19 protein-coding genes and 6 pseudogenes are annotated in these 21767 nt (G+C 58.2%); 18 read left to right on the top strand and 7 right to left on the bottom strand.

Annotation, left to right across the window (positions count from 1 at the left end; genetic code table 11):
• Positions 1–207: 207 nt before the first annotated feature.
• A complete protein-coding gene (locus N4Q37_RS06715; protein ID WP_260956219.1) occupies positions 208–1263 on the top strand; it encodes an ABC transporter substrate-binding protein in 1056 nt (351 codons plus the stop codon).
• Between the two features lie 14 nt (positions 1264–1277).
• Entirely contained in the window at positions 1278–2009 is a 732-nt protein-coding gene (locus N4Q37_RS06710) for a class II aldolase/adducin family protein (RefSeq protein WP_260956217.1), read from the top strand.
• Positions 2010–2168: 159 nt separating this feature from the next.
• On the opposite strand, the pseudogene N4Q37_RS06705 reads toward N4Q37_RS06710, so the two are convergent.
• The 6 genes and pseudogenes from N4Q37_RS06705 to N4Q37_RS06680 form a co-directional block, all read right to left on the bottom strand.
• Positions 2169–3174, bottom strand: a pseudogene (locus N4Q37_RS06705) (LLM class flavin-dependent oxidoreductase).
• 40 nt (positions 3175–3214) lie between these two features.
• A pseudogene (locus tag N4Q37_RS06700) lies at positions 3215–3439 on the bottom strand (hypothetical protein); the annotation flags it as partial.
• 454 nt (positions 3440–3893) lie between these two features.
• Positions 3894–4800 (bottom strand): annotated as a pseudogene (locus tag N4Q37_RS06695) (ABC transporter substrate-binding protein); the annotation flags it as partial.
• Positions 4801–4980: 180 nt separating this feature from the next.
• Positions 4981–6189, bottom strand: coding sequence for an LLM class flavin-dependent oxidoreductase (locus N4Q37_RS06690; protein WP_260956213.1), 1209 nt, complete (start codon positions 6187–6189; stop codon positions 4981–4983).
• A 15-nt stretch (positions 6190–6204) separates the two neighbouring features.
• The gene (locus N4Q37_RS06685) at positions 6205–7428 is read right to left on the bottom strand and encodes a lipase family protein (RefSeq protein WP_260956211.1); all 1224 of its coding nucleotides are present in this window, start codon (positions 7426–7428) and stop codon (positions 6205–6207) included.
• Between the two features lie 14 nt (positions 7429–7442).
• Positions 7443–8516: an ABC transporter substrate-binding protein gene (locus tag N4Q37_RS06680; protein WP_260956209.1), complete on the bottom strand. Its 1074-nt coding sequence runs from the start codon at positions 8514–8516 to the stop codon at positions 7443–7445.
• Between the two features lie 396 nt (positions 8517–8912).
• On the opposite strand from N4Q37_RS06680, the gene N4Q37_RS06675 reads away from it, so the two are divergent.
• The 10 genes and pseudogenes from N4Q37_RS06675 to N4Q37_RS06630 form a co-directional block, all read left to right on the top strand.
• Positions 8913–9998: a sigma-54 interaction domain-containing protein gene (locus N4Q37_RS06675; RefSeq protein ID WP_260956208.1), complete on the top strand. Its 1086-nt coding sequence runs from the start codon at positions 8913–8915 to the stop codon at positions 9996–9998.
• A gap of 80 nt (positions 9999–10078) precedes the next feature.
• Positions 10079–11098, top strand: a complete 1020-nt coding sequence (locus N4Q37_RS06670) for an ABC transporter substrate-binding protein (protein WP_260956207.1) — start codon at positions 10079–10081, stop codon at positions 11096–11098.
• Between the two features lie 194 nt (positions 11099–11292).
• The gene (locus tag N4Q37_RS06665) at positions 11293–11664 is read left to right on the top strand and encodes an LLM class flavin-dependent oxidoreductase (protein ID WP_260956395.1); all 372 of its coding nucleotides are present in this window, start codon (positions 11293–11295) and stop codon (positions 11662–11664) included.
• Between the two features lie 11 nt (positions 11665–11675).
• The gene (locus N4Q37_RS06660) at positions 11676–12050 is read left to right on the top strand and encodes an LLM class flavin-dependent oxidoreductase (protein WP_260956205.1); all 375 of its coding nucleotides are present in this window, start codon (positions 11676–11678) and stop codon (positions 12048–12050) included.
• A 50-nt stretch (positions 12051–12100) separates the two neighbouring features.
• A complete protein-coding gene (locus N4Q37_RS06655) occupies positions 12101–12298 on the top strand; it encodes a hypothetical protein (protein WP_260956203.1) in 198 nt (65 codons plus the stop codon).
• A gap of 73 nt (positions 12299–12371) precedes the next feature.
• A complete protein-coding gene (locus N4Q37_RS06650) occupies positions 12372–12698 on the top strand; it encodes an alpha/beta hydrolase (RefSeq protein WP_260956201.1) in 327 nt (108 codons plus the stop codon).
• Positions 12652–12888 carry a hypothetical protein gene (locus N4Q37_RS06645; RefSeq protein WP_260956399.1) on the top strand — a complete coding sequence of 79 codons (237 nt, stop codon included), beginning with the start codon at positions 12652–12654 and terminating at the stop codon, positions 12886–12888. The genes N4Q37_RS06650 and N4Q37_RS06645 overlap by 47 nt, the downstream gene beginning before the upstream one ends.
• The gene (locus tag N4Q37_RS06640) at positions 12888–13283 is read left to right on the top strand and encodes an alpha/beta fold hydrolase (protein WP_260956199.1); all 396 of its coding nucleotides are present in this window, start codon (positions 12888–12890) and stop codon (positions 13281–13283) included. Before N4Q37_RS06645 ends, N4Q37_RS06640 begins: the two co-directional genes overlap by 1 nt.
• A gap of 354 nt (positions 13284–13637) precedes the next feature.
• Entirely contained in the window at positions 13638–13859 is a 222-nt protein-coding gene (locus tag N4Q37_RS06635) for a hypothetical protein (RefSeq protein WP_260956198.1), read from the top strand.
• A 253-nt stretch (positions 13860–14112) separates the two neighbouring features.
• Positions 14113–14451: pseudogene (locus tag N4Q37_RS06630) on the top strand (IS66 family transposase); the annotation flags it as partial.
• Between the two features lie 208 nt (positions 14452–14659).
• Here the strand turns inward: N4Q37_RS06630 and gcvA are convergent.
• The gene (gcvA, locus tag N4Q37_RS06625) at positions 14660–15571 is read right to left on the bottom strand and encodes a transcriptional regulator GcvA (protein ID WP_260956196.1); all 912 of its coding nucleotides are present in this window, start codon (positions 15569–15571) and stop codon (positions 14660–14662) included.
• 189 nt (positions 15572–15760) lie between these two features.
• Here gcvA and N4Q37_RS06620 point away from each other — a divergent pair, with 189 nt between their 5' ends.
• The 6 genes and pseudogenes from N4Q37_RS06620 to N4Q37_RS27830 form a co-directional block, all read left to right on the top strand.
• On the top strand, positions 15761–16534 hold the full coding sequence (locus N4Q37_RS06620) for an SDR family NAD(P)-dependent oxidoreductase (protein WP_260956194.1): 774 nt from the start codon (positions 15761–15763) through the stop codon (positions 16532–16534).
• 75 nt (positions 16535–16609) lie between these two features.
• The gene (locus tag N4Q37_RS06615; RefSeq protein ID WP_260956394.1) at positions 16610–16951 is read left to right on the top strand and encodes a carboxymuconolactone decarboxylase family protein; all 342 of its coding nucleotides are present in this window, start codon (positions 16610–16612) and stop codon (positions 16949–16951) included.
• Positions 16952–17019: 68 nt separating this feature from the next.
• Entirely contained in the window at positions 17020–17694 is a 675-nt protein-coding gene (locus N4Q37_RS06610; RefSeq protein WP_260956192.1) for a cupin domain-containing protein, read from the top strand.
• The gene (locus N4Q37_RS06600; RefSeq protein WP_313958317.1) at positions 17691–18809 is read left to right on the top strand and encodes a flavin monoamine oxidase family protein; all 1119 of its coding nucleotides are present in this window, start codon (positions 17691–17693) and stop codon (positions 18807–18809) included. The genes N4Q37_RS06610 and N4Q37_RS06600 overlap by 4 nt, the downstream gene beginning before the upstream one ends.
• Before the next feature lie 547 nt (positions 18810–19356).
• Positions 19357–20478, top strand: a pseudogene (locus N4Q37_RS27835) (PDC sensor domain-containing protein); the annotation flags it as partial.
• A gap of 324 nt (positions 20479–20802) precedes the next feature.
• Positions 20803–21339 (top strand): annotated as a pseudogene (locus tag N4Q37_RS27830) (methyl-accepting chemotaxis protein); the annotation flags it as partial.
• Between the last annotated feature and the right edge of the window lie 428 nt (positions 21340–21767).

Raw genomic sequence — 21767 nt, 5'->3', positions numbered from 1 at the left:
GCTGGAGCAGCAGCGCCTCGATGGAGGCTGCTCGAACTGCAGCAGTCTTCGCGCAATGCTGCTGGCAGGCCAGCACTGGCCGTGGATGGATTGCCCGATATTCGGCGAAGAGCCTTGTAAGCAGGCGTGTTCAGCTCTTGGCGCGGATGCTGCAATGGCTCTGGCAACAGTCATCGCGACTTACTTGCCCAACCCACGGAGCTGCCCATGACGCTTGCTGCCAAACAATCCCGACCCGCTGCTCAGGCTGAGCTGGAGCGGATCTGGTTCACTCGTTGCCCGGTGCCGACCGCATCCGGGATTGCCTACAAACTCGGTTGGCTCAGTGACGAGTTCGCTGCCGACGGTCTGCCGGTTTCCACTTTGCAGGAGGCCCGGCAGTTAGGCCACCACCATTACGATCACGATCTGCCAGGCCTGTTTCGCGAAGGCGGCAACGTACCGGCGCTGGTGGCACGTGCAGCCGGTGCACCGAGTCGCCTGATCGGTCTGACCTGGATCGAGGAGTGGCAGACCATCCTGGTTCGTCCAGACTCCGGCATCCGTCGGCCACAGGATCTCAAAGGCAAGCGCCTAGCGCTTCCTGCCTGGGGCGAGACCCGTGCCGGGAGTATTGCCCGGGCCATGAGCCTGCATGGCTATAAAGGCGCATTGAGCCTGGTGGGGCTGGGATTCGATGATGTCGAACTGGTGGAGGTTGCCCTGCATGACCAGGAACAGGCGGTGACCCCACAGGAAAGTCTGCAACGCCTGTGGTCGGGCCTCGACTACCTGGTACGTGGCGAGGTGGACGCGGTCTATGTCAAAGGCGCTTCCGCCGCCGATGCAGCGCGTCGTCTCGGGTTGGTGGTCGGCATCGACCTGGACCTGATCGCCGAGCCGCGCTACCGCATCAACAACGGCACGCCCCGTCCTATCACCGTGCACCAGAGCCTGCTGGAAAACCATTTCGACCTGGTGGTGCGCTTCCTGGCGCAAACACTCAGCGCCGCCAATTGGGCAGCAAAAAATCGCGAGGCTCTGAACGCCATTCTTGAAGACGAAACCCGTGCCGGTAGCGCCGGGGTTGCCGAGGCCTACCGGGGTGATTTCCACACCACCCTGGCGCCGGACCTGTCGACGCAGCGCCTGGAATTCCTCGGCACCCAGAAAGACTTCCTTTACCTGCACGGCTTCCTCGAGCGCGATTTTTCCATCGCCGACTGGGTCGATCCGCGCCCGTTGCAAGCCGCCCATGAACTGTTGGCCAAGCGCCACGCCTGAACCGGAGAACTAACATGACCGTCCTCATCAACGAACAACCGATCAGCCAGGAACTGCAAGGCTTTATCGACAAGGTACTGCTGGAGGCGCAGGAGGCCTTCACGGTGTTTCGCGAGACCAACACCATCACCGCCTATGGCACCGTGGGTTTCATCGAGCGGGTACCGGGCCAGGAGTTACTGGTGTCGGTGAACTACGGCGGCCCGTGGAACTACCGCAAGCCGCTGCAGGCTACGGTTACCGACTTTGCCGGCAAGGTGATCCAAGGCAAGGAGAAGGGGGGGCTGGGACGCTACACCAAGCTGTTCCAGCAGCATGCGGACATCACCACGGTGTCCCATGTGCACTCGCCTTACCTCGGGGCTTGGGCCCAGACCCATCGCACGCTGCCGTTTCACTACGTCCCGGTACAGCGTTACCAACTGGCCCGGGAGCTGCCGGTGTACATCGACCGGCGCCAGCAGGAAGTGGATTTCATCCTCGACAAGATCACCGAGAGCCCCTTCAATCTGGCGATCCTGGAAGCCAACGGCGGCTCCACCGTATGGGGCAGGCAAGGGTTGCGTGCCACAGCTGAATTCATCCTGTTGCTGGAGGAGGGCGCGCAACTGCAACTGCTCGCCGACGCCCTCGGAGGCTCCCGTGCTTATGGTCCCGGCGTGCTGACCCAACAATGGAAAATGAGCGGCCTGTACGAACAAGCCACCGAACTCGGCCTGATCCCGGCCATCGACCGTCGTAACTGACTGCGGCTCGTGGCGGTTGAACCACAGGCGCCGGCTTGCCAGCGATAACAGCCGCAAGAGCTATGCGCGGTTCGAAGACTTATCGCCGGCAAGCCAGCTTCTACGGTTCGACGGTTGTGAATCCGAACTCTGTAGGAGCCAGCCTGCCGGCGATGCGGTTTACGCGACGCGGGCCTTGCGGCGACGTATTTCTTCGCGGACAGCGGGGATGATCCAGCGGCCGTAGTCGACAGTGTCGTAGAGCGGGTCGTAGCCGCGGTTGAGGAAGGTGGTGACGCCGAGGTCGACGTAGTCGAGCAAGGCCTGGGCTACGGTTTCCGGGGTACCGACCAGGGCGGTGGTGTCGCCGTAGGCGCCAAGGGCGGTGGCGGTGGGCATCCATAATGCGCGATTGTGGTGGTCACCCAGCACCGCTGCCGCCAAGAGGCGTTCGGCACCAGTCCCCTTGATGCGTTTTTGCCAGAGGTTGCTGACGGCGAACTGTGGATTGGCCTTGATTTGCTCGAGGATCTGCTGGGCCTGTTGCCAGGCCAGTTATTCGGTCGCGCCGAGAATCAGGCGCACCGAGAGGCTGACCTGCGGTGCGTCCACACCTGCCGCGCTGGCTGCCGCGTTCAGCTTGGCTATCTGTTCGCTACACCGCTCAAGGGTTCGCCCCACAGCGCATACAAGTCTGCATGCTTCACGGCGATCCGATAGGCAATGTTCGAGGACCCGCCCAAGGAAATCGGGATGTGCGGTTGTTCAAGGGTTTCACCGGCGAGAACGCTCCCTTGATATTGAAATACTTTCCTTCGAAGTCAAAAGGCTCTTCGGCCGTCTAGGTGCGTCGGACGATTTCCAGGTATTCATCGGTACGTCGGTAGCGCTCGGTCTTATCCAGCAAGGTGTCGCCTTCCTGAGGCTCGGCGGTGATACCGGTAATCGCATGCAGGCGAATCCGTCCACCGCCGGTGGTGTGATCCAGGGTCGCGAAGGTGCGGGCGGCGATCTGCAGGCTGTCGGCGCTGCCCGGGCCGCTGGCGATCAACACCCGGTCGAAGCCGGCATGTTCATGGGTGCGAGCATTGTGCCGGATAAATTCCAGATCGAAATCCGGGCTGAGTACGCCACGGGTCTGGAACCCCTGGCGGGGGAAGATCATGCCGACGAATTCAATGGACATGGGAACACTCCTGATCGAGGTGAACGGAACGGCTGCGGGTTTAGAGCTGGTAATCGACCTGGGCCACTAACGTGCGGCCAGGCATGGGTTGCAGAAAGGTATTGGTGGGCCCGGCCATACCGCTGACGAAGTTCAGCTCGTTGGTCTGGTTGAGTACCCGCAAGGTGGTGCTCGACTGCGGCTGGCGGCAGTACAGCGCCAGGTCGAGGTTGTATTCGTCGGGGATCTTCACGGTCTTGCTCAGGTTCAGGTACCAACTGCTGGTCTCTGAGCCTGGTCTTGAACTCATTGAAGTTCGGCTTCTTGCTCAAGTAATTGACGTAACCGCCACTGCTGGAAACCGAGCCGTAGGCTAGTTGCTGGGCATTGATCTGACTGACAGAGCGTGGGGTATCGAGCAGCTTGGTTTCGGTGCCACCATAGACCGAGGTCGGCGGGCGGGTAGGCAGTGCGTCGTCATCGGATTCGCTGGCACTGACCTGAACGGTGACGGTTTGCAGCTGAGTTTCAGCGGCCAGGAACGGCAGCACCAGGGCCGAAACGATGTCCAGCAGCACCGTATTGCCAGAACCAGGACGAACAAAGACGATAGAGAGCATGACAGATGTGCCTTGCATAATGGATTAATCTGTACGCGCTGGTTTGCCAGCGATTCAGGCAACGCGGCCTCCCTGGTGCGCTGCTATCGCCGGCAAGCCGGCTCCTACAGGGGGAGGGGATTATGCGCTGCCTTTCAACCGGAGCTTTTCAAAGCGCCAGGTACTGAACTGCGACTTTTCCCCCGCCGCGCCGTCCACGCGGTTGGTCACACTGTCGAGCAGTTCGGCGTATCCCCAGATCAGCAAGCCGCCGCGTTCGTAATGGATCCGCTGGACTTGGTGGACCAGGGCCTTGCGTTTTTCCAGGTCGGGTTGGGCCATCGCTGCCAGAAACAGCTCGGTGAAACGCGGATCGTTGAAATGGGTCTTGTTCGCCACGGCAAATGGCGCGTCGGTGTGGATCGCGCTGGCCAGGAACGGCGCGTCGATTCTTGCGCCGGTACTCAAGGTCCAGTCGTTGCGCTGCGGCCCTTGGAAGGTAGCCAGGTCCACCTGCTTGACCCTGAGCGCGACGCCAATGCGTTTGGCTTGTTCGGCCAGCACCAGCGCCGAGGGTCAGACTCGGGCCTGGGGTCGTCACCGGCACCAGGTCGAGGTTTTCGTATCCCGCGTCCTTGAGCAGTTGCGCCGCGCGTTGCGGGTCGTAGGCGCGAGGCCCGAGCGTATGGTTGAAAGTGGGATCGCTCGGCGCATAAAGGTCGTTGGCCACCCGGCCCTGACCGTTGAGCGCGCGGTGCACCAGTTCTTCCCGGTCGGCCAGCAGACGAAACGCCTCACGTACCCGCGGGTCGTTGAACGGTGGCTTGTCCAGGTTCATGTCGAATGACAGCCAGTTGCCGGTCACCGATTTAAGCACCTTTAGGTGAGGATCTCGCTGCAGCACTTCCAGCTGTTCGGTGGGCATCACGTTGGCCATATCGATCTGTCCGGAGCGCAACGCCGCCAGCCGTGATACCTGATCCTTGAAGTCGATGATTTCCAGCTCATCAGTGTAAGGCTTGCCGTCCTTGTAGTAATTCTCGAAACGATGCCCAGGCGCCCACCATAACGTGGCATATCATTGGCGACGATGGCCGTGGGCGGTTTCTCGCTGCTCGGGCCACTCCCGGCGAGCGGGCCGCTATCGAGCAATAGGCTCCCGCCGAGCAGGGCGCCATGACTGAGAAAGCCTTGGCGTGTGAGCAATGTATGATCGTCGCTCATGGCGTCAGGCTCCGGCCGGGCCGTTGGCGGAGCTCAGCTCCAGCGGCGCCTGCGCGGGGCGGTTCAGCGTGGCGCGCTCGCTGCGAAAGTGCGGCAGGATGTGTTCGCCCAGGCGATAGGCTTCTTCCAGGTGCGGATAGCCGGCGAGGAAAAAAAGATCGATTCCCAGGGCGTTGTACTCGCGAATCCGCGCCACGACATTTTCATAGCTGCCCACCAGCGCGCAGCCCGGTGGAATACCGATGTAGCCGAAACCTGACCAGACGTTGGGGTAAATGAAAAAGTCGTCGAAATGTTGGGTCTCGGTCTTTTGCGCGAACTCGCTTTCGTAGCTGAGCTTGCGCGCGGTGCGCAGCCCGGCATGAGCGGCTACCGCCTTGACCGCGCCCTTGGCGATACCTTCGTCGAAGAAGCGCTTGGCTTCGGTGCGGGCCAGCTCTTCAGTCTCGCGCGTGATGACGTCGATCGACAGGCCAAAACGAATACCGGTGCGTCCATGCGTGAGGGCGCGTTGGCGAATATCGGCAATCAGCGCGGCAATTTCATCCGGGTGTTCGGCCCGCATCAGGTAGAAGTCGGCGTGTCTGGCCGCGAACTCCCGGGCCGGGATCGATGAACCTGCGGTGCAGATCAGCGGCAGTTCTGCTTTTTTCAATGGGCCGCGCAGGCCTCCGCCTTCGGCTTTGTAGAATTTGCCGTCGTAGTGAAAATTCTCGTTATGCCAGTAGCCCTTGACCACATCCATGAACTCGATGGCCCGTGCGTAACGTTCATCGTGATCGCTTAAGTCGCCGACCTGACGCTGAATGGCATCCGAACCGCCATTGATGATGTTCCATACCAGGCGGTTGCCGGTGGCGCGCTGATAGGTCGCCGCCTGCTGCACCGCCACCCACGGCGTGTAGTGATAAGGCTGGAAAGCGGTGACGAATTTCAGCGTACGGGTTTCCCGGGCCAGCAGCGAGCAGACGGTCCAGGGTTCCTCGCCTGAGGGCGCATTGACCATCAAGGCGCCGCCGAAACCGTTGATCTCCGCGGCCTTGGCGATCTGTCCCAGGTAGTCGATGTAGGTGAAGTGATCGCCCACACTGAACGCCGAGACTGCTCCGGTGCTCGGGCCACCGTGGTGCCAGTCGCCCCGGTTGCGCGGGTCGCCGGGCAGGAACTGGGTTTCGCCGTGTAGAGGAAGGCGGGTGAAGAATTCAATGCTCATATCGAGGGCTCCGTGTTACTGCACGCTGGGGCTGCAGATTGGGGTGATGGGCTGGCCGTTGATGACCTTGCGGGCGAAAGGCACCGAGTCCTTGAGCGAGGCGTTGACCGTTTCGCTGTGACCCAGCCCTTTGTAGAGGTGGCCTTCGACCACCGTGCCGGTCTTGCAGGCGTCCTGCATCAGCGCGACCTGGGTTGAGGCGGCCGGGGTTTTGTCTTCGGCGCCGGTGCCGATGAAAATCGGCTGGGCCAGTTTCAGGGTTGGGTAGGACACTTGTTTCTGCCAGGCGGCGAGTTGGTCGCCCTTGTACTCCTTATTCGCATTGGCCGGGGTCAGGCCGACGCCGAGCACGTCGCCGACCAGCGCCGCCAGGCAACTGGTGCGGGCCTGCTCGAACAGTGGCAGCGCCTTGTCGGTGTAGAAGTCCTTGGGATCGATGCTTGGGTCGTACTGCTGGGCGGCGAGCAGGGTGTAGAAGCCGTAGGCGAGGGAGGCATCGACTTTGTTCGGGTCCTGTTCGCCGACGTTCTTCGCGCCGATGGTGTAGATCACTCCGGTACCGATGCTGCCCTTGACGCCGAGGTCTGGCGCATAGGTCGGTGCATAGGCCGCCGAGGCGAAGGCCCCGGCGCCGCCCTGGGACTGGCCGATGATTAGCACTTTGTTGGCCAGTCCCGGAACTCCGGCAACCACAGCCCTGGCGGCGTCGAGAATGCCGTACGCTGCCATGCGATTGTTCAGCAGCGGATGGCCACCGGGTACGCCGAGCCCCTGATAGTCGGTGGCGACGATCGCGTAGCCCTCGTCCAGCCAGCGGCTGAGGTACTGCACGTCACGATAGGAGCGCCCTTGCCAGGACGGAGCGCAGACATCCGCCACACCGACAGTGCCATGCCCCCAGCTGGCCACCGGCCAACCACCCTTGGGCGCGGTGCCCCGGGGCAGAAACAGCGTGCCCGAGACCGCGATCGGCGTCTTGCCGTCGATACCGTCGGTGGAGCTGTAGAGAATCCGCTGGGCACTGGCGGCATTGGGCAGGCTCAGGGTCTTCTCCAGCGGTTCGCTACGCAGCAGCTTGCCCGGCGTGGCTGGGATCGCCTTTTGCCAGGTATAGAACGCCGAGACCCGGCCATCACCTTGCAAGGGGTCGGGTTTCGGTGCGTGGGTATCGGCGGCGATAGCGCTCATGGACAGTGCCAGGGCGCTCAGGCCGAAGACGAATTTTTGCGGTAGTTTCATCTGGCTCTCCCTATTCATTGATTGCTGTTGACCTGGCCACGCAGGGTCGGCCAATAGTCTGTGAGTTGCAGATCGATCAGCGCCTGGTTGGTGAAACCGGTGGCCAGCGATGGGGTGATGTCGTAGTTGTCGCTGATCAGCTGGTTGGCCAAGGCATAGGTGGTCAGCGCCTGATAGTGGGCTTTGAGTTGCTGATCGCTTTTTGGCGCCCAGCGATCTTTCCAGGCCACGGGATCGTTCTGGTCGTCGCGGCGCAGAACGCTTTCCGTCATGCCGGCGCGGGAGCTGAGCTGGTAGTAGGCGTCCTGGTTCTGCTTCTGGGAGACCCACCAGGCGGCCTTGACCCAGGCCGTGGCCAGCAGCTGGGTGATGTCCGGGTGCTGGGCGACAAAGCTGTCGGTGCCCCAGAGGTCGGAGACTAGGCGCCAGTCGTTGGCGCCTTGTTTGGTCGACCAGATAATCTTCCCGACGCCCTTGTCTTCCAGGGCATAGGCTTCGCTGAGCAGCACCGCCGCGTCCACCTTGCCAGCAGACACCGCAGCCGCGCCGACTTGCGGGTTGAGGTTGGCGACCTTGAAATCGTCGAGCTTCAGGCCCTTGCTGGCCAGAAAGTTACTGAAGGCGAACTCCCAGGGCCTGCCACGGTGCAGGGCCAGGCGCTTGCCCTTGAGGTCTTCGATGCTCTTGGTCGGGGAGCCGGCCGGGACCACCAGGTAAATATTATTGCCGCTGCCGCCAGGTACGATCAGCTTGCCCGGTACACCACCGGCCCCGGCGATCACCGACGGCAGGTCGCCGCGCACGGCGAAGTCGATGCTGTTGTTGCTGAAGCCTTCATTGATCTGCGGACCGGCGCCGGCATGAGGCAGGGCGATCCAGTCCAGCTTGATCCCGTGCAGGCTCAATTGTTGTTCCAGCCAGCCTTCCTCGATGACCCGCCCGGCGATACCGCCGAATACCGGTTTACCGCCCTGAGTGAAGGCGACGATGGCGATCCTCACCGAAGCCGGTACCTGTTCGGCCAGCGCCGTGGCACTGAGCAGTAGCCCGGTCAAGGCGAACAAGCTGTTGCGCCAGAAACGTTTCATTGAAATCTCCCTAAATGGTATGGCGACATGGACGAAACACGATCCTGTAGAGGCCGGCTCGCCGGCGATCCCCTTTTTAGGGCTCCATCGTCGGCAAGCCCGCTCCTACGGGTTTTCTGCTTGGGAGGTGGGAGAGCAGATTGCATGCCACTGCGCGTGATTTGGGCTGCAGGCCTTAGGGACCGTGGGTTCTGTCGTGGTGACAGCAGCGGCAGGTGGGGCTGAGTGTTGGTAGGCGAGCAGGTCGGTGCTTGCCCATTGCTGCTCCAGCAGCAGGAAAGAAGCAGCAAAACTAAATATGCACTTATGGAATATATAAATATTAATTAATAATTTTTTAGTCTAAAAATCTTGGTGCACTATTGGGCATGCGTTTTTTTCTGCCAGGAATGCACCATGTCGCTGATCACTCATCCAAACGCTCGCGAATTGACCAAGTCAGTGCGGGCCACCGTTCTGGTGTTCAAGGACCCGCGCTCTCAGGAGCTGCTCAGCCGTATCGAGCGCCTGGCGCCCAGTGAAGCCAATACTCTGATCATTGGTGAAACCGGAACCGGTAAGGAACTGGTTGCCCGACATATTCACCATTTGAGCCGAAGGGGACGTGAACCCTTCGTTGCAGTGAACTGCGGTGCCTTTGCTGAAACCTTGGTGGAAAGCGAACTATTCGGCCACGAAAAAGGCGCCTTCACAGGGGCAACCACTCACAAGGCGGGATGGTTCGAAGCGGCCAATGGCGGCACGCTGTTTCTCGACGAAATCGGTGATCTGCCGCTGAACATGCAGGTCAAGCTGCTGCGGGTGTTGCAGGAGCGTGAAGTGGTGCGCCTGGGGTCGCGTACACCGATTCCGATCAATGTGCGCCTGGTGGCTGCGACTAACGTCAATCTGGCGGATGCGGTGGTTGCCGGGCACTTTCGCGAGGACCTGTTCTACCGTCTGCACGTCGCCACGATTCGCCTGCCGCCCTTGCGGGAACGGCCAGGAGACATTCTGCCGCTGGCTGAGTTCTTCCTCGAGGAACACTGCCGGCGCCTGGGCTACAACCGCGCCTCAATGAGTGTCGAAGCGGAACGCAAACTGCTGGAACACAGCTGGCCGGGCAATATCCGCGAGCTGGAAAATGCCATCCACCATGCCTTGCTGGTGTGCCGCAATCAGCAGGTCGCGCCAGCGGACCTGCACCTGGTGGACATGCGCTCCTCGGGCATCCGGCAGGAACAGGTGACTCAGTCGAGCCCCATCCCCATTGGACCGGTGGATCTGGAGACGGCTCTTCACGTGCTGTTCGAACAGAACACTCCCGATCTCTATGAGCACATCGAAGAGACGATCTTTCGTGCCGCGTACCGGTATTGCCACGGCAACCAGTTGCAGACCGGCCGATTGCTGAACATCAGCCGCAATATCGTGCGGGCCCGGTTGGAGAAGATCGGTGAGTTGAACAATAGAGGAGTAATACCGCGGTCGTCACAGCCTTGACTACTTTTGATTATTCCGTAGCAGCGTGCGGGTTTTGATATCGCGTTATTTTTTGTTCCACTACTTGCAGTGAGGATTTCATGGCAACTCCCTTCAAACGCTCAGCATTGTCACTATTGGCGACATCCTTGACTGCGGTGAGTGCGTTACTCAGCGCAGGCGCACAGGCCGAAGGCAAAATCAGCATTGCCCAGCAGTATGGTGTCGGTTACCTGATTCTGGATGTGGTGCGCGACCGGCAGCTCATCGAGAAGCATGGCAAGGCGCAGGGCCTCGAGATAAAGGTTGACTGGAACAGCATCTCCGGTGCCACGGCGATGAACGAAGCACTGCTGGCCGGAGCACTGGATGTGGTGTCGGCGGGCGTGCCGCCGATGCTCACCATCTGGGATCGGACCAAGGGCAAACAGAACGTCAAGGCCATTGCGTCACTTGGGTCGATGCCCAACTACCTGCTGACCAATAATCCGAACGTGAAGGGTCTGAAGGACTTCTCCGAGACGGACCGCATTGCCGTACCAGCGGCCGGGGTAGGGTTTCAGTCGCGTACATTGCAGATCGAGACGGCCAGACAGTTTGGGAATGACAACTTCAAGAAATTCGACAATATCTCGATCAGCCTGCCCCACCCGGATGCCACTTCGGCATTGATTGCCGGCGGTTCGGAGATCAATTCGCACTTTTCCAGCCCGCCGTTCCAGTATCAGGAATTGCAGAGCCCCAACGTGCATAAGGTGTTGAGTTCCTACGACGTACTCGGTGGTCAGGCCACGTTCAACGTGCTGTACACCTCCGAGAAATTCCACGACGAAAACCCGAAAACCTACAAGGCATTTTACGATGCACTGGCCGAGGCCGAGGCCATTATAAAAGCCGACAAACCAGCGGCAGCCCAGACCTACATCCGGGTTGAGGAATCGAAGTTGCCTCTGCCACTGGTAGAGAAAATCGTCGCCGATCCGGAGATCAACTTCACTATCGTACCGCAGCGTACCTTTATCTATGCTGAGAAACTGCAGGAGTTGGGGGTGCTGAAAAACAAGGCGGGTAGCTGGAAGGATTATTTCTTTGAGGAAGCTCACGGCGGAGCGGGCAGTTGAGTGATGGACTGAGCCTATTAGCGAACGCAGTCAGCGTAATGACCGCACCTCTTATGGGCCTTGGGTTTCAATGGGGGGCACCGGAGTATCGTCAGCAGCGGCTAAAAGTTTGCTCAATCGATGGCTTGAAATCTCTATGGATCGATCCTCGCCATAGCCGGTGCCCGAAGGGCGGTTACCGGCGCTTGGCGCTGATGGCGGAGCGCGGCTGTTTCGATGTTCTGTTTCTCTCCGACACCCTGGCCATGCTGTCGGGCAGTTGCCAGGCGCTGAGCCGGATGTCTCGTACCGAACACTTCGAGTCCCTGACCTTGCTCGGAGCACTGGCGGCGGTGACCCGGCGTATTGGTTTGGTGGCGACAGTCACCACCTCCTATAACAGCGTTGACACTGTGGCCCGCGGTTTCGTTTCCCTGGAGGCCCTCAGTGGCGCCCGCATCGGCTGGAAACTGGTGACGTTGAGCAACGCCGAAGAGGCCTTCAACTTCGGGCGCCAAGAGCATTTCGAACACGCTCAGCGTTATGTCTTGGCTCGGGAGTTCTTGGCCCAGGTGCGCGTGGGCTGAACTAGGCGCCGGTGCAGGTACTGGCCGGTACCTCCAGGACCGGTTGCGAGTTTGCCGCGGCCCATGCCGAGGTGGTGTTCACCGCGCAGCCCGAACTGGCCGGTGCCCAGCAGCTCTATCGTGAACTCAAGGGGCTGTTGCCGCGCTATGGGCGTTACGGCGGGCAGCTGAAAATCATGCCCGGGGTCATGCCGATCGTCGCCGACAGCGCTGCCGAGGCCCAGGCGCTGTACCGGCAGTTGCAGGACCTGGTGCAGCCGGAAGTAAGCTTATCGTTATTGGCGGACATCGCTGGCGGCACCGATCTGTTGGCCTACGATCTGGACGGCCCGTTGCCGGAGCTGCCTGTGACCAATTCTGGGGGGGCAGCCGGCGCGAACTGCTGATCGGCATCGCCCACCGCGAAGGCCTGAGCATCCGCCAGCCGTACCTGCGTATGGCGGCGATAAGCAGGCATTTGGTCCTGGTGGGCGAGCCCCGGCAGATCGCCGACCGGCTGGAGCAGTGGTTCATAGAAGAGGCCGTCGACGGTTTTAACGTGATGCCGCCCTATCTGCCGGGTGGGCTGGATCGTTTCGTCGACAAGGTGGTGCCGGAGCTGCAACGCCGCAGGCTGTTCCGCCGCGCCTACTAGGGCCGCACCTTGCGCGATCATCTGGGCCCATCTCGGCCCGACTACCTGGTATCTGAAGAGGTTCATAGCACCCATGGTTGATCTGCATACGTTCTCCGAGTTGCCCCAGGTCCAGGGTGAGCTCTTGGAAATCCATCCCGGACGGCGACTCAGCGTGGCCCATTGGCCCGGCACCTATCAGGCCGACACAGTAGTGTTCTTCGGCCATGGTGGTGGCAGACACAAGGACCAATGGCGCGAGTTGTGGCGCAGCTTGGCCGAGCAAGGCTATAGCTTGGTGGTCTGGGATCTGCTAGGCCACGGCGACAGCGAAAAAGCCACGCGAGCCCGCAGCCTATGCCTAGGCCGAACTGGTGGCAGACCAGTTGGAAATCATTGGCCGTTATGGCGGTCGGCGTAACATGCTAGTGGCCCATTCCTTTGGTACCGGGCTGGCTTTGAGCGCCTTGCTGCTGGGCACCCAGTTGGAGCGCCCCTTGAGTCGGGGCGGCCTGATGGCCTTGCCCACGTGGCTCCTGGAAATACTCCGGCCGCTGTTGTCCAGGGGGGGCGCAAGCGTGTCTGGCACCCCGCGACCGATCCGGTACTAGTGGCCTATGAGGAGCAACTGACCCAGCGTAATCGCCTGTATGTCTTCAAGGCCTTGCTGCAAAGCGCACAATGGCCGGACGCCAAGGCCCTAGCCAACCTAGCCTTGCCGACCTGGGTACTGGCCGGCGACAGCGACGGCTTGACCCCTGCCAGCGGCGGCGAGGCTTTGGCGCGGCAATTACCGACTGGGAGTTTCCAGCTGCTGGAGCAGTGCGGCCATCAATTGATGCTGGAGCGGCCCGTCGAGGTGCTGGCGGCCTTTCAATCACTGCTGGAGAAGCTCGATCAGACGTTAACCTTGTCAGATAACACTATCACCCTACGAGCAAGGTCGATGACTGGTTGCTCGCAGGGACGCGTTTGGGTGCAGGTGGACCGGACATCACATCAATGAAAATGCCTAGGCAATGGTGGTTTGGTCGGTCTCGGAAGGACTTTGACCGGAAACTGACTGGATTTTGCGCATCCAGAACGACTGCTCCTTTTACTTCGACGTAGAAACAACCTCGGTGTGGGCCTGGAAAATCGCCGTCGTCGGTGATTCCGATAGTCCGTTGAGCGTGCGTTGGGTCAAGTCGAATGGGACTCTACAATCTGTTATATTTCGCGCCACGTTCTCTTCCCATCAGGGTGATAGTGAGAAAATAGAAGCCTTGTCCGGCCACGCACCGCCAAGGCTTTGCAGAAGAATGCAACCATCTCCCCCCGGCAGAGTGTTGAACTTTTTTTGAGTTTTTAGGAGTGCGCTATGGACCTCAGCAAACCTGGGCAGGGTCTGAAGCGTGACCTCCAGGGCATTGCCTCGGACCTTAAATGGTCTGCGGTAGAACTGATGCGAATTGCCGAGCGATTGAGTTTGGCCGGTAATGAACCCGATGCTCAGGCCATTTATCGCATGATTACAGTCTTTCAAAGTGATGAAGCCCGACTTCAATCCCATGCAGCCGGGATCGTGAGTGCCCTTACGTAGGTGACCGTTACGGTGCTCAACAAGTCGACGCAAGTCTTGACGCAAGACCTAAAAACCTCGCTCCACTTCGAGCAGGCAACCAACGAAGTGCTAATAAGTTAAGCCCTGACCACGGCAACTTACTCGACGACCTGCTCGACGCTGATATCGCGGCCATCGAAGCCGAGTTGAAAGCGGTCAATCCGCCACATGCACCCGCCAAGCCACGTCAGAAGCCCAAGCGTGCGCCGCTGCCACCGCAGTTTCCACGCATGGAAAATGGGCCGGCTGCCAATGCATAACACTGATCCAGGCTAAACACTGGGTAACGCTAACGCGCCACCTGAACGACGGGGCTGTGCCCATCGACAATAATCAGGTCGAGAATCCGATAAGGCGCGTGGGCGCTTGGACGCTCGAACTGGTTGTTCGCCGAGTCACTTCGCAGCAGCAAGCGGGGCAGCTGGGATCATGAGTTTTATCCAATCTGCGCGGTTGATATGGCCATGATCCGTATGCCTATCTGAAGGGATGCTCTTACACGTCTTCCTACTCGGCGATCGTGCAAAAAATCAATCAGTTGCTGCCGCATAAGTGGCAACCAGCTCAATAACGCTAGACGGGCTGCCCGGGGTGCATATTGTCGACCTTCCTGAAGCCCTGCGGTTATCCCGACTAGGATTCCTAACTGTATCGTGCAGTGCATCCACGCGACTTCGTGCCACATCACTCCAATGTTGATAGCGCTGAGGGGACAAAGTGTCTAAATGCGCCCGAATACTATTTGGCGCAGCACCAAATGTGATCCAGCGACCCTTTGATTAGGTGCGAGCCTCCTCAAACAACCAGTCTCGAAAAGCTTTTAATCTCGGCAGGCTTACACATTCCGAGCGATAGACAACGTAGTAAGCCAATGGAGAGACAAACTGAATGTCCGGAAACAAGCGGATCAACCTGCCAGCAGCCAAATCATCTCGGGCCATGACGCTGCGCGCAAGCGCGACCCCTTGTCCATCTATTGCCGCTTGAAGCACCGCTGCAGAGTTGTTGATCTTCATCCCCCGCTGCGTCGATACGTCTTTCACCCCAACTGTTTTCAACCAGGTAGCCCAAGTTGTGAATCCGGCGTGCCCATCCATCGACAGGTCATGAATCAGCGTTTCATTTGCCAGTTCAGTCAGCGTCTGCAAACAATCTGGGGTGTTTTTCAGTAGAGGTGAGCAAACAGGGTAGATGTCCTCTTCCATAAGTTTTTCTGCGATCAGGCCAGGCCATTGACCGGAACCGTAGCGCACCCCGATGTCAACTCTCTGAGTCAGGAAGTCTACTGCCTTGAGCTGGGTATCAAGTCGGACATCAGTATCTGGCCAAGCGGTTTGGAAGCGTTCAATACGCGGTAGTAACCATTTAGCGGCAAAGGCGGGACTGACCGTGACAGTCAGAACCCCGCTGTGTGAGCTCTCCCTCATGCGCTCTATTCCCAGTGTAAGCCGCTCGAAACCGGCCCGAATGTCAGGAAGCGCACGCTCAGCGGCCTCCGTAGCGACCAACCGTGTCTTGCCACTGGAACCTCGATGAAACAAGGGCGTGCCTAACCACTGCTCAAGAGTGCGCACTAACTGCCCAACGGCTGCCGGGGTGACATTCAACTCTTCAGCAGCAGCAGAAAAGCTTTGGTGCCGGGCACTAGCTTCAAAAGCCCTCAGTGCATTGAGATGGACGGGCGTTGCCATGGCGGTAAACCTTTTCTTTATCGTATTGACACTTTATCTCGTTTGTACCGCCATCGATAGAGGCCAATAATTCGCTCATACCTTAGCAGCACATTATGGGCTGGGATGGTTAGGGGCCGAATTTTAAAGGTTGCTGATGATCGGTTCTCGGTTTCCCGAATAGCCTCACTCACTATCTGGAGTATTTAAATGAACAGTCAATTCACCGGAAAGAAATTATTGGTCGTCGGCGGCACCAGTGGGATGGGCCTGGAAACCGCGCGATTGGTATTACAGCAAGGCGGTAGCGTTGTCATCGTGGGCAGCCGAGCAGAGAAAACCGAGCAGGCTCGTCAGGAGCTGGCAGCATTCGGCCAGGTAAGCGCGCTGACTGCAAATCTGACCGACGCGCAGAGCCTGGCGGCGCTGCTGCAGGAAATTGATCAGCATCACGCTGATGTCGACCTTCTGGTCAACGCGGCGGGCGTATTTTTCCCCAAGCCTTTTCTGGAGCATCAGGACGCCGACTACGATCAGTACATGCAGCTGAACAAGGCGTCGTTTTTCATCACCCAAAAAGTCGCTGCCAACCTGGTTGCCAAGGGGCGTCCCGGCGCAATCGTCAATATTGGTTCCATGTGGGGCAAGCAGGCAATCGCCGCCACCCCGTCATCTGCCTATTCGATGGCAAAAGCCGGCTTGCATTCGCTGACTCAGCACTTGGCGATGGAACTTGCATCCGAGCATATCCGCGTCAATGCCGTATCGCCTGCGGTGGTGCAGACCCCGATCTACGAAGGTTTCATCCCCAAAGCGGAGGTTCATTCAGCGCTGCAGGGCTTCAACAGCTTCCACCCAATCGGACGGGTGGGTACTCCTGAGGAGGTGGCGGAGGTGGTCGCCTTCCTGTTGTCCGAAAAGGCCAACTGGGTCACTGGCGCGATCTGGGATGTCGATGGTGGTGTCATGGCCGGGCGTAACTAATGTAAATCCAAGCATGTCTACTGAGGCAGGCATGCTTGATTGCTATCAACTGAATCTGCTGGAGACTCTGCAATGATGCAAGACTGGAATGCCTATCGCGACGTTCTTCTCGATCGCGTAGGCGAATACGCCAAACAAAGCCCCGATGTTGTGCGCGGTTTGACGACGATGGACGGTGCAGCTGCCAAGACAGGCCATCTGGATGCCAAGACGCATGAATTGATTGCCTTGGCTGTGGCGGTGACTACCCGCTGTGATGGGTGTATCAGCGTCCACACCAAGAAGGCCGTCGAGCATGGCGCAACCCGAGGCGAGATTGCCGAAGCACTAGGTGTTGCCATCGCGCTCAATGCGGGCGCTGCATTAGTGTATTCGGCAAGAGTCTTGGAAGCACACGCTCAACTGCCTGCTGCTTGAGATCCGAATGACGCGGCGGCGGTGATCGCCGTCGCTAACAAATGCATTTAATTTCTTGGAGAACAGACTTGCTCGTTAATGCGGACTTCACCCAGCGTGCCGCTGTCGCTATTCATGACTACCACTGGGTGGCATCGCCACAGCCGGGTGTTGAGCGAGTCATGCTTGATCGAGTCGGCGGCGAAAAAGCTCGTGCGACGAGTATCGTTCGTTACTCAGCCGGTTCCAGTTTTGCCCCTCATCAACATCCCGGTGGAGAGGAAATCCTCGTCCTGTCTGGTACTTTTGTGGACGATGACGACAGTTATTCCGCAGGCTGGTATCTGCGCAACCCTCCAGGTTCCAGTCACGCGCCTTCGAGCCCTGAAGGCGCGGTCATTTTTGTGAAGCTCTGGCAAATGTCTGCGGATGAGCGATCCAAGGTACGGATCGACACGCGGCGACCAGATGCATGGTTACAAGAAAATGGTCGCGAGGTCTGCCCGTTACATGCCAGTGAATCTGAGGCCGTTTGCCTGGTGCGCTTACCTGCGGACGCGCTGTTATTCAATGCATCCATCGAGAACTCCGAGCTTTTGGTCTTGGCTGGAAGCTTGGTCGAAGCCGGACGGCATTATGAGCCTGGCAGCTGGCTGCGTTTTCCGTCGGGAGAACACCCGCAGCTGTATGCCGCAAAAGAGGGGTGCACGATCTATTTCAGACGTGGACGCCTGATCGGTCTCTCAAGCGAGGCATTACCGTGAACCAGGCTCGTATCGCGATCATTGGCGGCGGCATCAGCGGGCTCTACGCGGCTTATCTACTCGAACGCCAAGGTATCTTTGATTATGTACTGCTCGAAGCCCGCGAGAGACTCGGAGGACGGGTTCTATCTGTCGCACTTGATGGCACAGTCGCGGGTCTATCAGATCCCATCGAGCGCTTTGATCTGGGGCCGTCCTGGTTTTGGCCTGATTTCCAGCCGCAGCTTGACAGTCTGGTAGCTGAACTCGGTTTAGAGCGGTTTGTGCAGCCCGTACAGGGCGTTAGTGTGATCGAACGCGTTGCCGGAGCGGTGCCTGTACGCATACAGGGCTACGCCACCTCGCCATCTTCAGTGCGTTTGCTTGGAGGCATGACGGCTTTAGTCGATGCGCTGGCTGCCAACATAAATCCTGACAAAGTGCGCACTGGGCAGGCAGTACGCTGTCTCCGTGCCTGCGAGCAGTACTTGGAAATTGAGAGTGTGAGCGGCAATGGCAGTCAAGAATCATGGTTGGTTGAGCACATGCTGCTAGCCGCTCCGCCGCGACTGCTTGCCCGAAACATAGAATTTTCACCGGCATTACCCCCTTCGGTTGCACAGCTATGGCGAAGTACCCCAACCTGGATGGCTCCTCACGCCAAATACCTCGCCGTATTCGAGTCCGCATTCTGGAACAAAACCGGATTGTCCGGACAAGCACGCAGCGCAGTAGGCCCTATGGTAGAGATTCATGACGCCTCGTCGCCTGGTGGACATTCCGCGCTGTTCGGCTTTATCGGCATCCCGGCGCGGACGCGCAACGTGATGCCTCAAGAACAGTTGCAGGCACTGTGTCGCGCTCAGTTGGTGCGGCTTTTCGGGCCAGAGGCAAGTAAGCCTGTGGCTGAATTCCTCAAAGACTGGGCGCAGGATCCTCTCACGTCTGTTGCTCAAGATTTGCTCGACGGCGGGCAATATTCATTCAGCTTGGAGCCAACTTTCGATACCTCCCCTTGGGCGGGGCGGTTGATTGGAATTGGTAGTGAATGGTCACCTCAGTTTCCGGGGTACATCGCAGGCGCCATCGAAGCCGCTTCGTCAGGCGTGCGCACGATACTCCAAAAACAGAGCTGATCAGGCTCGGCAGACTCGGCCAGGCAAAGCAAAGCTGCGAGTTTGGGGTCGCTTGGGGCGGCTTCTGAAAACATCAGCAATGCCATTCATGACACCAGCTAACAGCTCGTGCGCACCACTCAAGTAATGAGCGACCATTTCAGCCACTTCTGGCATGAACACGTTCTGGTAACCACCATTCGCTCCAGTCCGGTTGTTCCGAGATTTATGTTTCTGTTCAGACTTTGACTTTCGGAGTTTTGGCACTGAGAACAGTCAACCGACAAATACTGTCTCGGAAAGGTGTCATGCCTATTTCGGGGTAAGCAAATGCCTAACAACCCCCACCAATATGCTTAACCAAAAAACAGCGAAATCCGATGTTCCGCCGTTGCGCATTCTCTGCACAATGGAATGATGGCATTTTGATTCTGGTTTTTTCGATGCTGGGCTACTTCTATTGGCGAGCTTATGGCAGCTGGGTGACCAAATGAATCGTCTTCTAGGCCCATTCCCGGTTTGATCCGAACGTCGACTACTACTCACTTAAGGCGTTTTGAGAGTTTCCATGCGCAAACGTTCATTGCATTTCAAGCTTTTCTGTACCGCTCTGATTGGATCTATCGGAGTCATGGCTCTTCTGCTTGGTTCGTTCGCCTACATCGCTTATGGCTCATCGGTAAAAGCAAACACCGCGTTGATAGATGAGATTGTGAAATCGAATGCCAAGGAGGTAGAGGTCGAATTGAGCGTAGCATGGACGGTGGCTGAGTCGGTCGCCAGTCTTGCCAAAGCGATGCAGCAACAGCATCTGGATCGCGCGACAGCCGATGCATTAACGCGTCAACTATTCGAGTCAAATCAACAGATATTGGCCTTTGGTCACTATTGGGAAGCGAATGCTTACGATGGTAAGGATCGTGAGTTTATAAATCAGCCTAACAACGACGCCACTGGTCGTTACATAGTGTACTGGAACCGTATTTCAGGGACGGTAGCCTCCGAGCCTCTTGTCGGTTATATGCCTGAAAGCGCTGACAACCAGTATTATTATCGCCCACTTCGTTCCCGGGTGGCCTGGGTGACCGAACCCTATACCTACAATACTGAGACCGGCAAACAGGTAATGATGGCGTCGCTTGTGTTGCCTCTATTAATTGACGGCAAGGCTCAAGGGGTTGCTGGGCTCGATGTTTCGCTTGAAGGTATCAATCGGCAATTAGCGAACGTCCGCGTTTTTGGAGGTTACGGGGCACTTGTTTCAAGTGATGGTCTTTACGCGAGTCATCCGGACGTGAAACGTTTGAGTCGGCCGGCAGATGATCTGCCGAGCGAAGCGAAAGACGCTATCAAAGCTGGACGCCCTTATGCATTTCAACGTGACGGCTGGGCTTATGTTTTGCGCCCTGTTCATATTGGTAATGCGCCTAATGCCTGGGCATTGATGGTGGCCTATCCATTGGCGGAGGCCATGGCCAATATCAACCATATGCTTTACACGAGCATGGGCATTGGTTTGGCAGGATTACTGGTGCTGGCCATCGTCCTCTGGCAGTTGCTCGCCTGGCAGATACGACCGCTATCCGGGCTTGCCACTGGCATCGAGGGATGGAGTGGGGAGTTGGGCCTACGATTCGAACAGCGCAGCGGCGATGAAACAGGCAAGCTGGCTGGCGCCTTCAATCAGTTCATTCAGCGTTTGGGCAGCTTGGTCGATTCTATTCGTCAAAGCAGTACGATCTTGCTGCAGGTGTCCACCTTGTTAGGGGATACAACCGCAGCAGTGGCAGAGCGGGCAACGTCGCAGCATATAGCCACGGAAGAAATGGCCAGTGGTATCACTGCGCTGGCGCAATCGGTTACCGAAATGTCTCAACAAGCTGAAGATGTGGAACAACTGGCACGCAGCACGGAGATGTTAACGAGCAATATCTCGGACGACATGGCAAGAACGCTCGCTGACATTACCCGCATCGACAAAACCATGGACGCTGTCGCTGAGACAGTGGGTGCTCTTGAGGGGCGATCCCAAGATATAGCAGGCATTATTGCTGTCATTCGCAGCATTGCGGATCAGACCAATTTGCTGGCCCTGAACGCCGCGATTGAAGCCGCGCGAGCGGGTGAGCAGGGCAGGGGGTTTGCGGTAGTCGCAGATGAAGTTCGGCAACTGGCCGAGCGTACCAGTCGCTCGACCGGAGAAATTGGAGAAATGATTGGTGCAATCGGATCAGATGTGCAGAGCACAGTGAGCAACGTTCGGCAGGTGGGGAGCGCCGTCAGGGAGGGAGTGGCTCAGTTGAAGACCTCGGTCGCTGGAGTTGATCAGATTCGTCAACACGCGCAGCACATTCTGTTGTGCATCAGCGAGGTGGCCCGTCAGACCCAGAGCCAAGCCGCGACGGGTGAGCAAATTTCTGTGGCCATTCAAGGTGTGAGCAGGATTTCTGAACAGAACGATTTAGCTATCCAGAATCTGGTCGAGCAATCCGCTCAGCTACGCAATCAGGCAGGGGCGTTGACGCAGCAACTGACACATTTCAAAGATTAAGCAATGCTGAGCTTTTGATCGAGCGAGTACCGTGCCTAATCCGCTTCACGTAGACGGAGCACTAGGCGCTTGGCTTGCTACTGGCCAAGTGCCTCAGTCCTTCTTGCTTGATTGTTGCACATCGATACGGTTGCTTCGTGCCCAGTCGTTCCGAGTTGATGAGCAGTTTCGTCCTACTCATCGGGGTCGTGTCTTTCGAATGCACACCAGACTCCTCGCCATCCTAGCAAGGAATGATGTGCATTTTAATTTTATAATCCGTTAACCCTGCCGGCGGGTAGAGCATCGCCTTATGCAGTATGGTGTCATAGGGTAATGCTTACCTGGCTCCTCTCATAGGCCTATCCATAAATCGGCATAGCCCGATGGCTTGTCATAGTGAGTGAGCAGCATCATGCGTAGTTAATAGCATATGCTTTCTTTTTCAA

The organism is Pseudomonas citri (assembly GCF_025336485.1).
GTDB lineage: Bacteria > Pseudomonadota > Gammaproteobacteria > Pseudomonadales > Pseudomonadaceae > Aquipseudomonas > Aquipseudomonas citri.
Note: the sequence above shows the minus strand (reverse complement) of the source record. Positions and strands in the feature narration are given on the sequence as shown.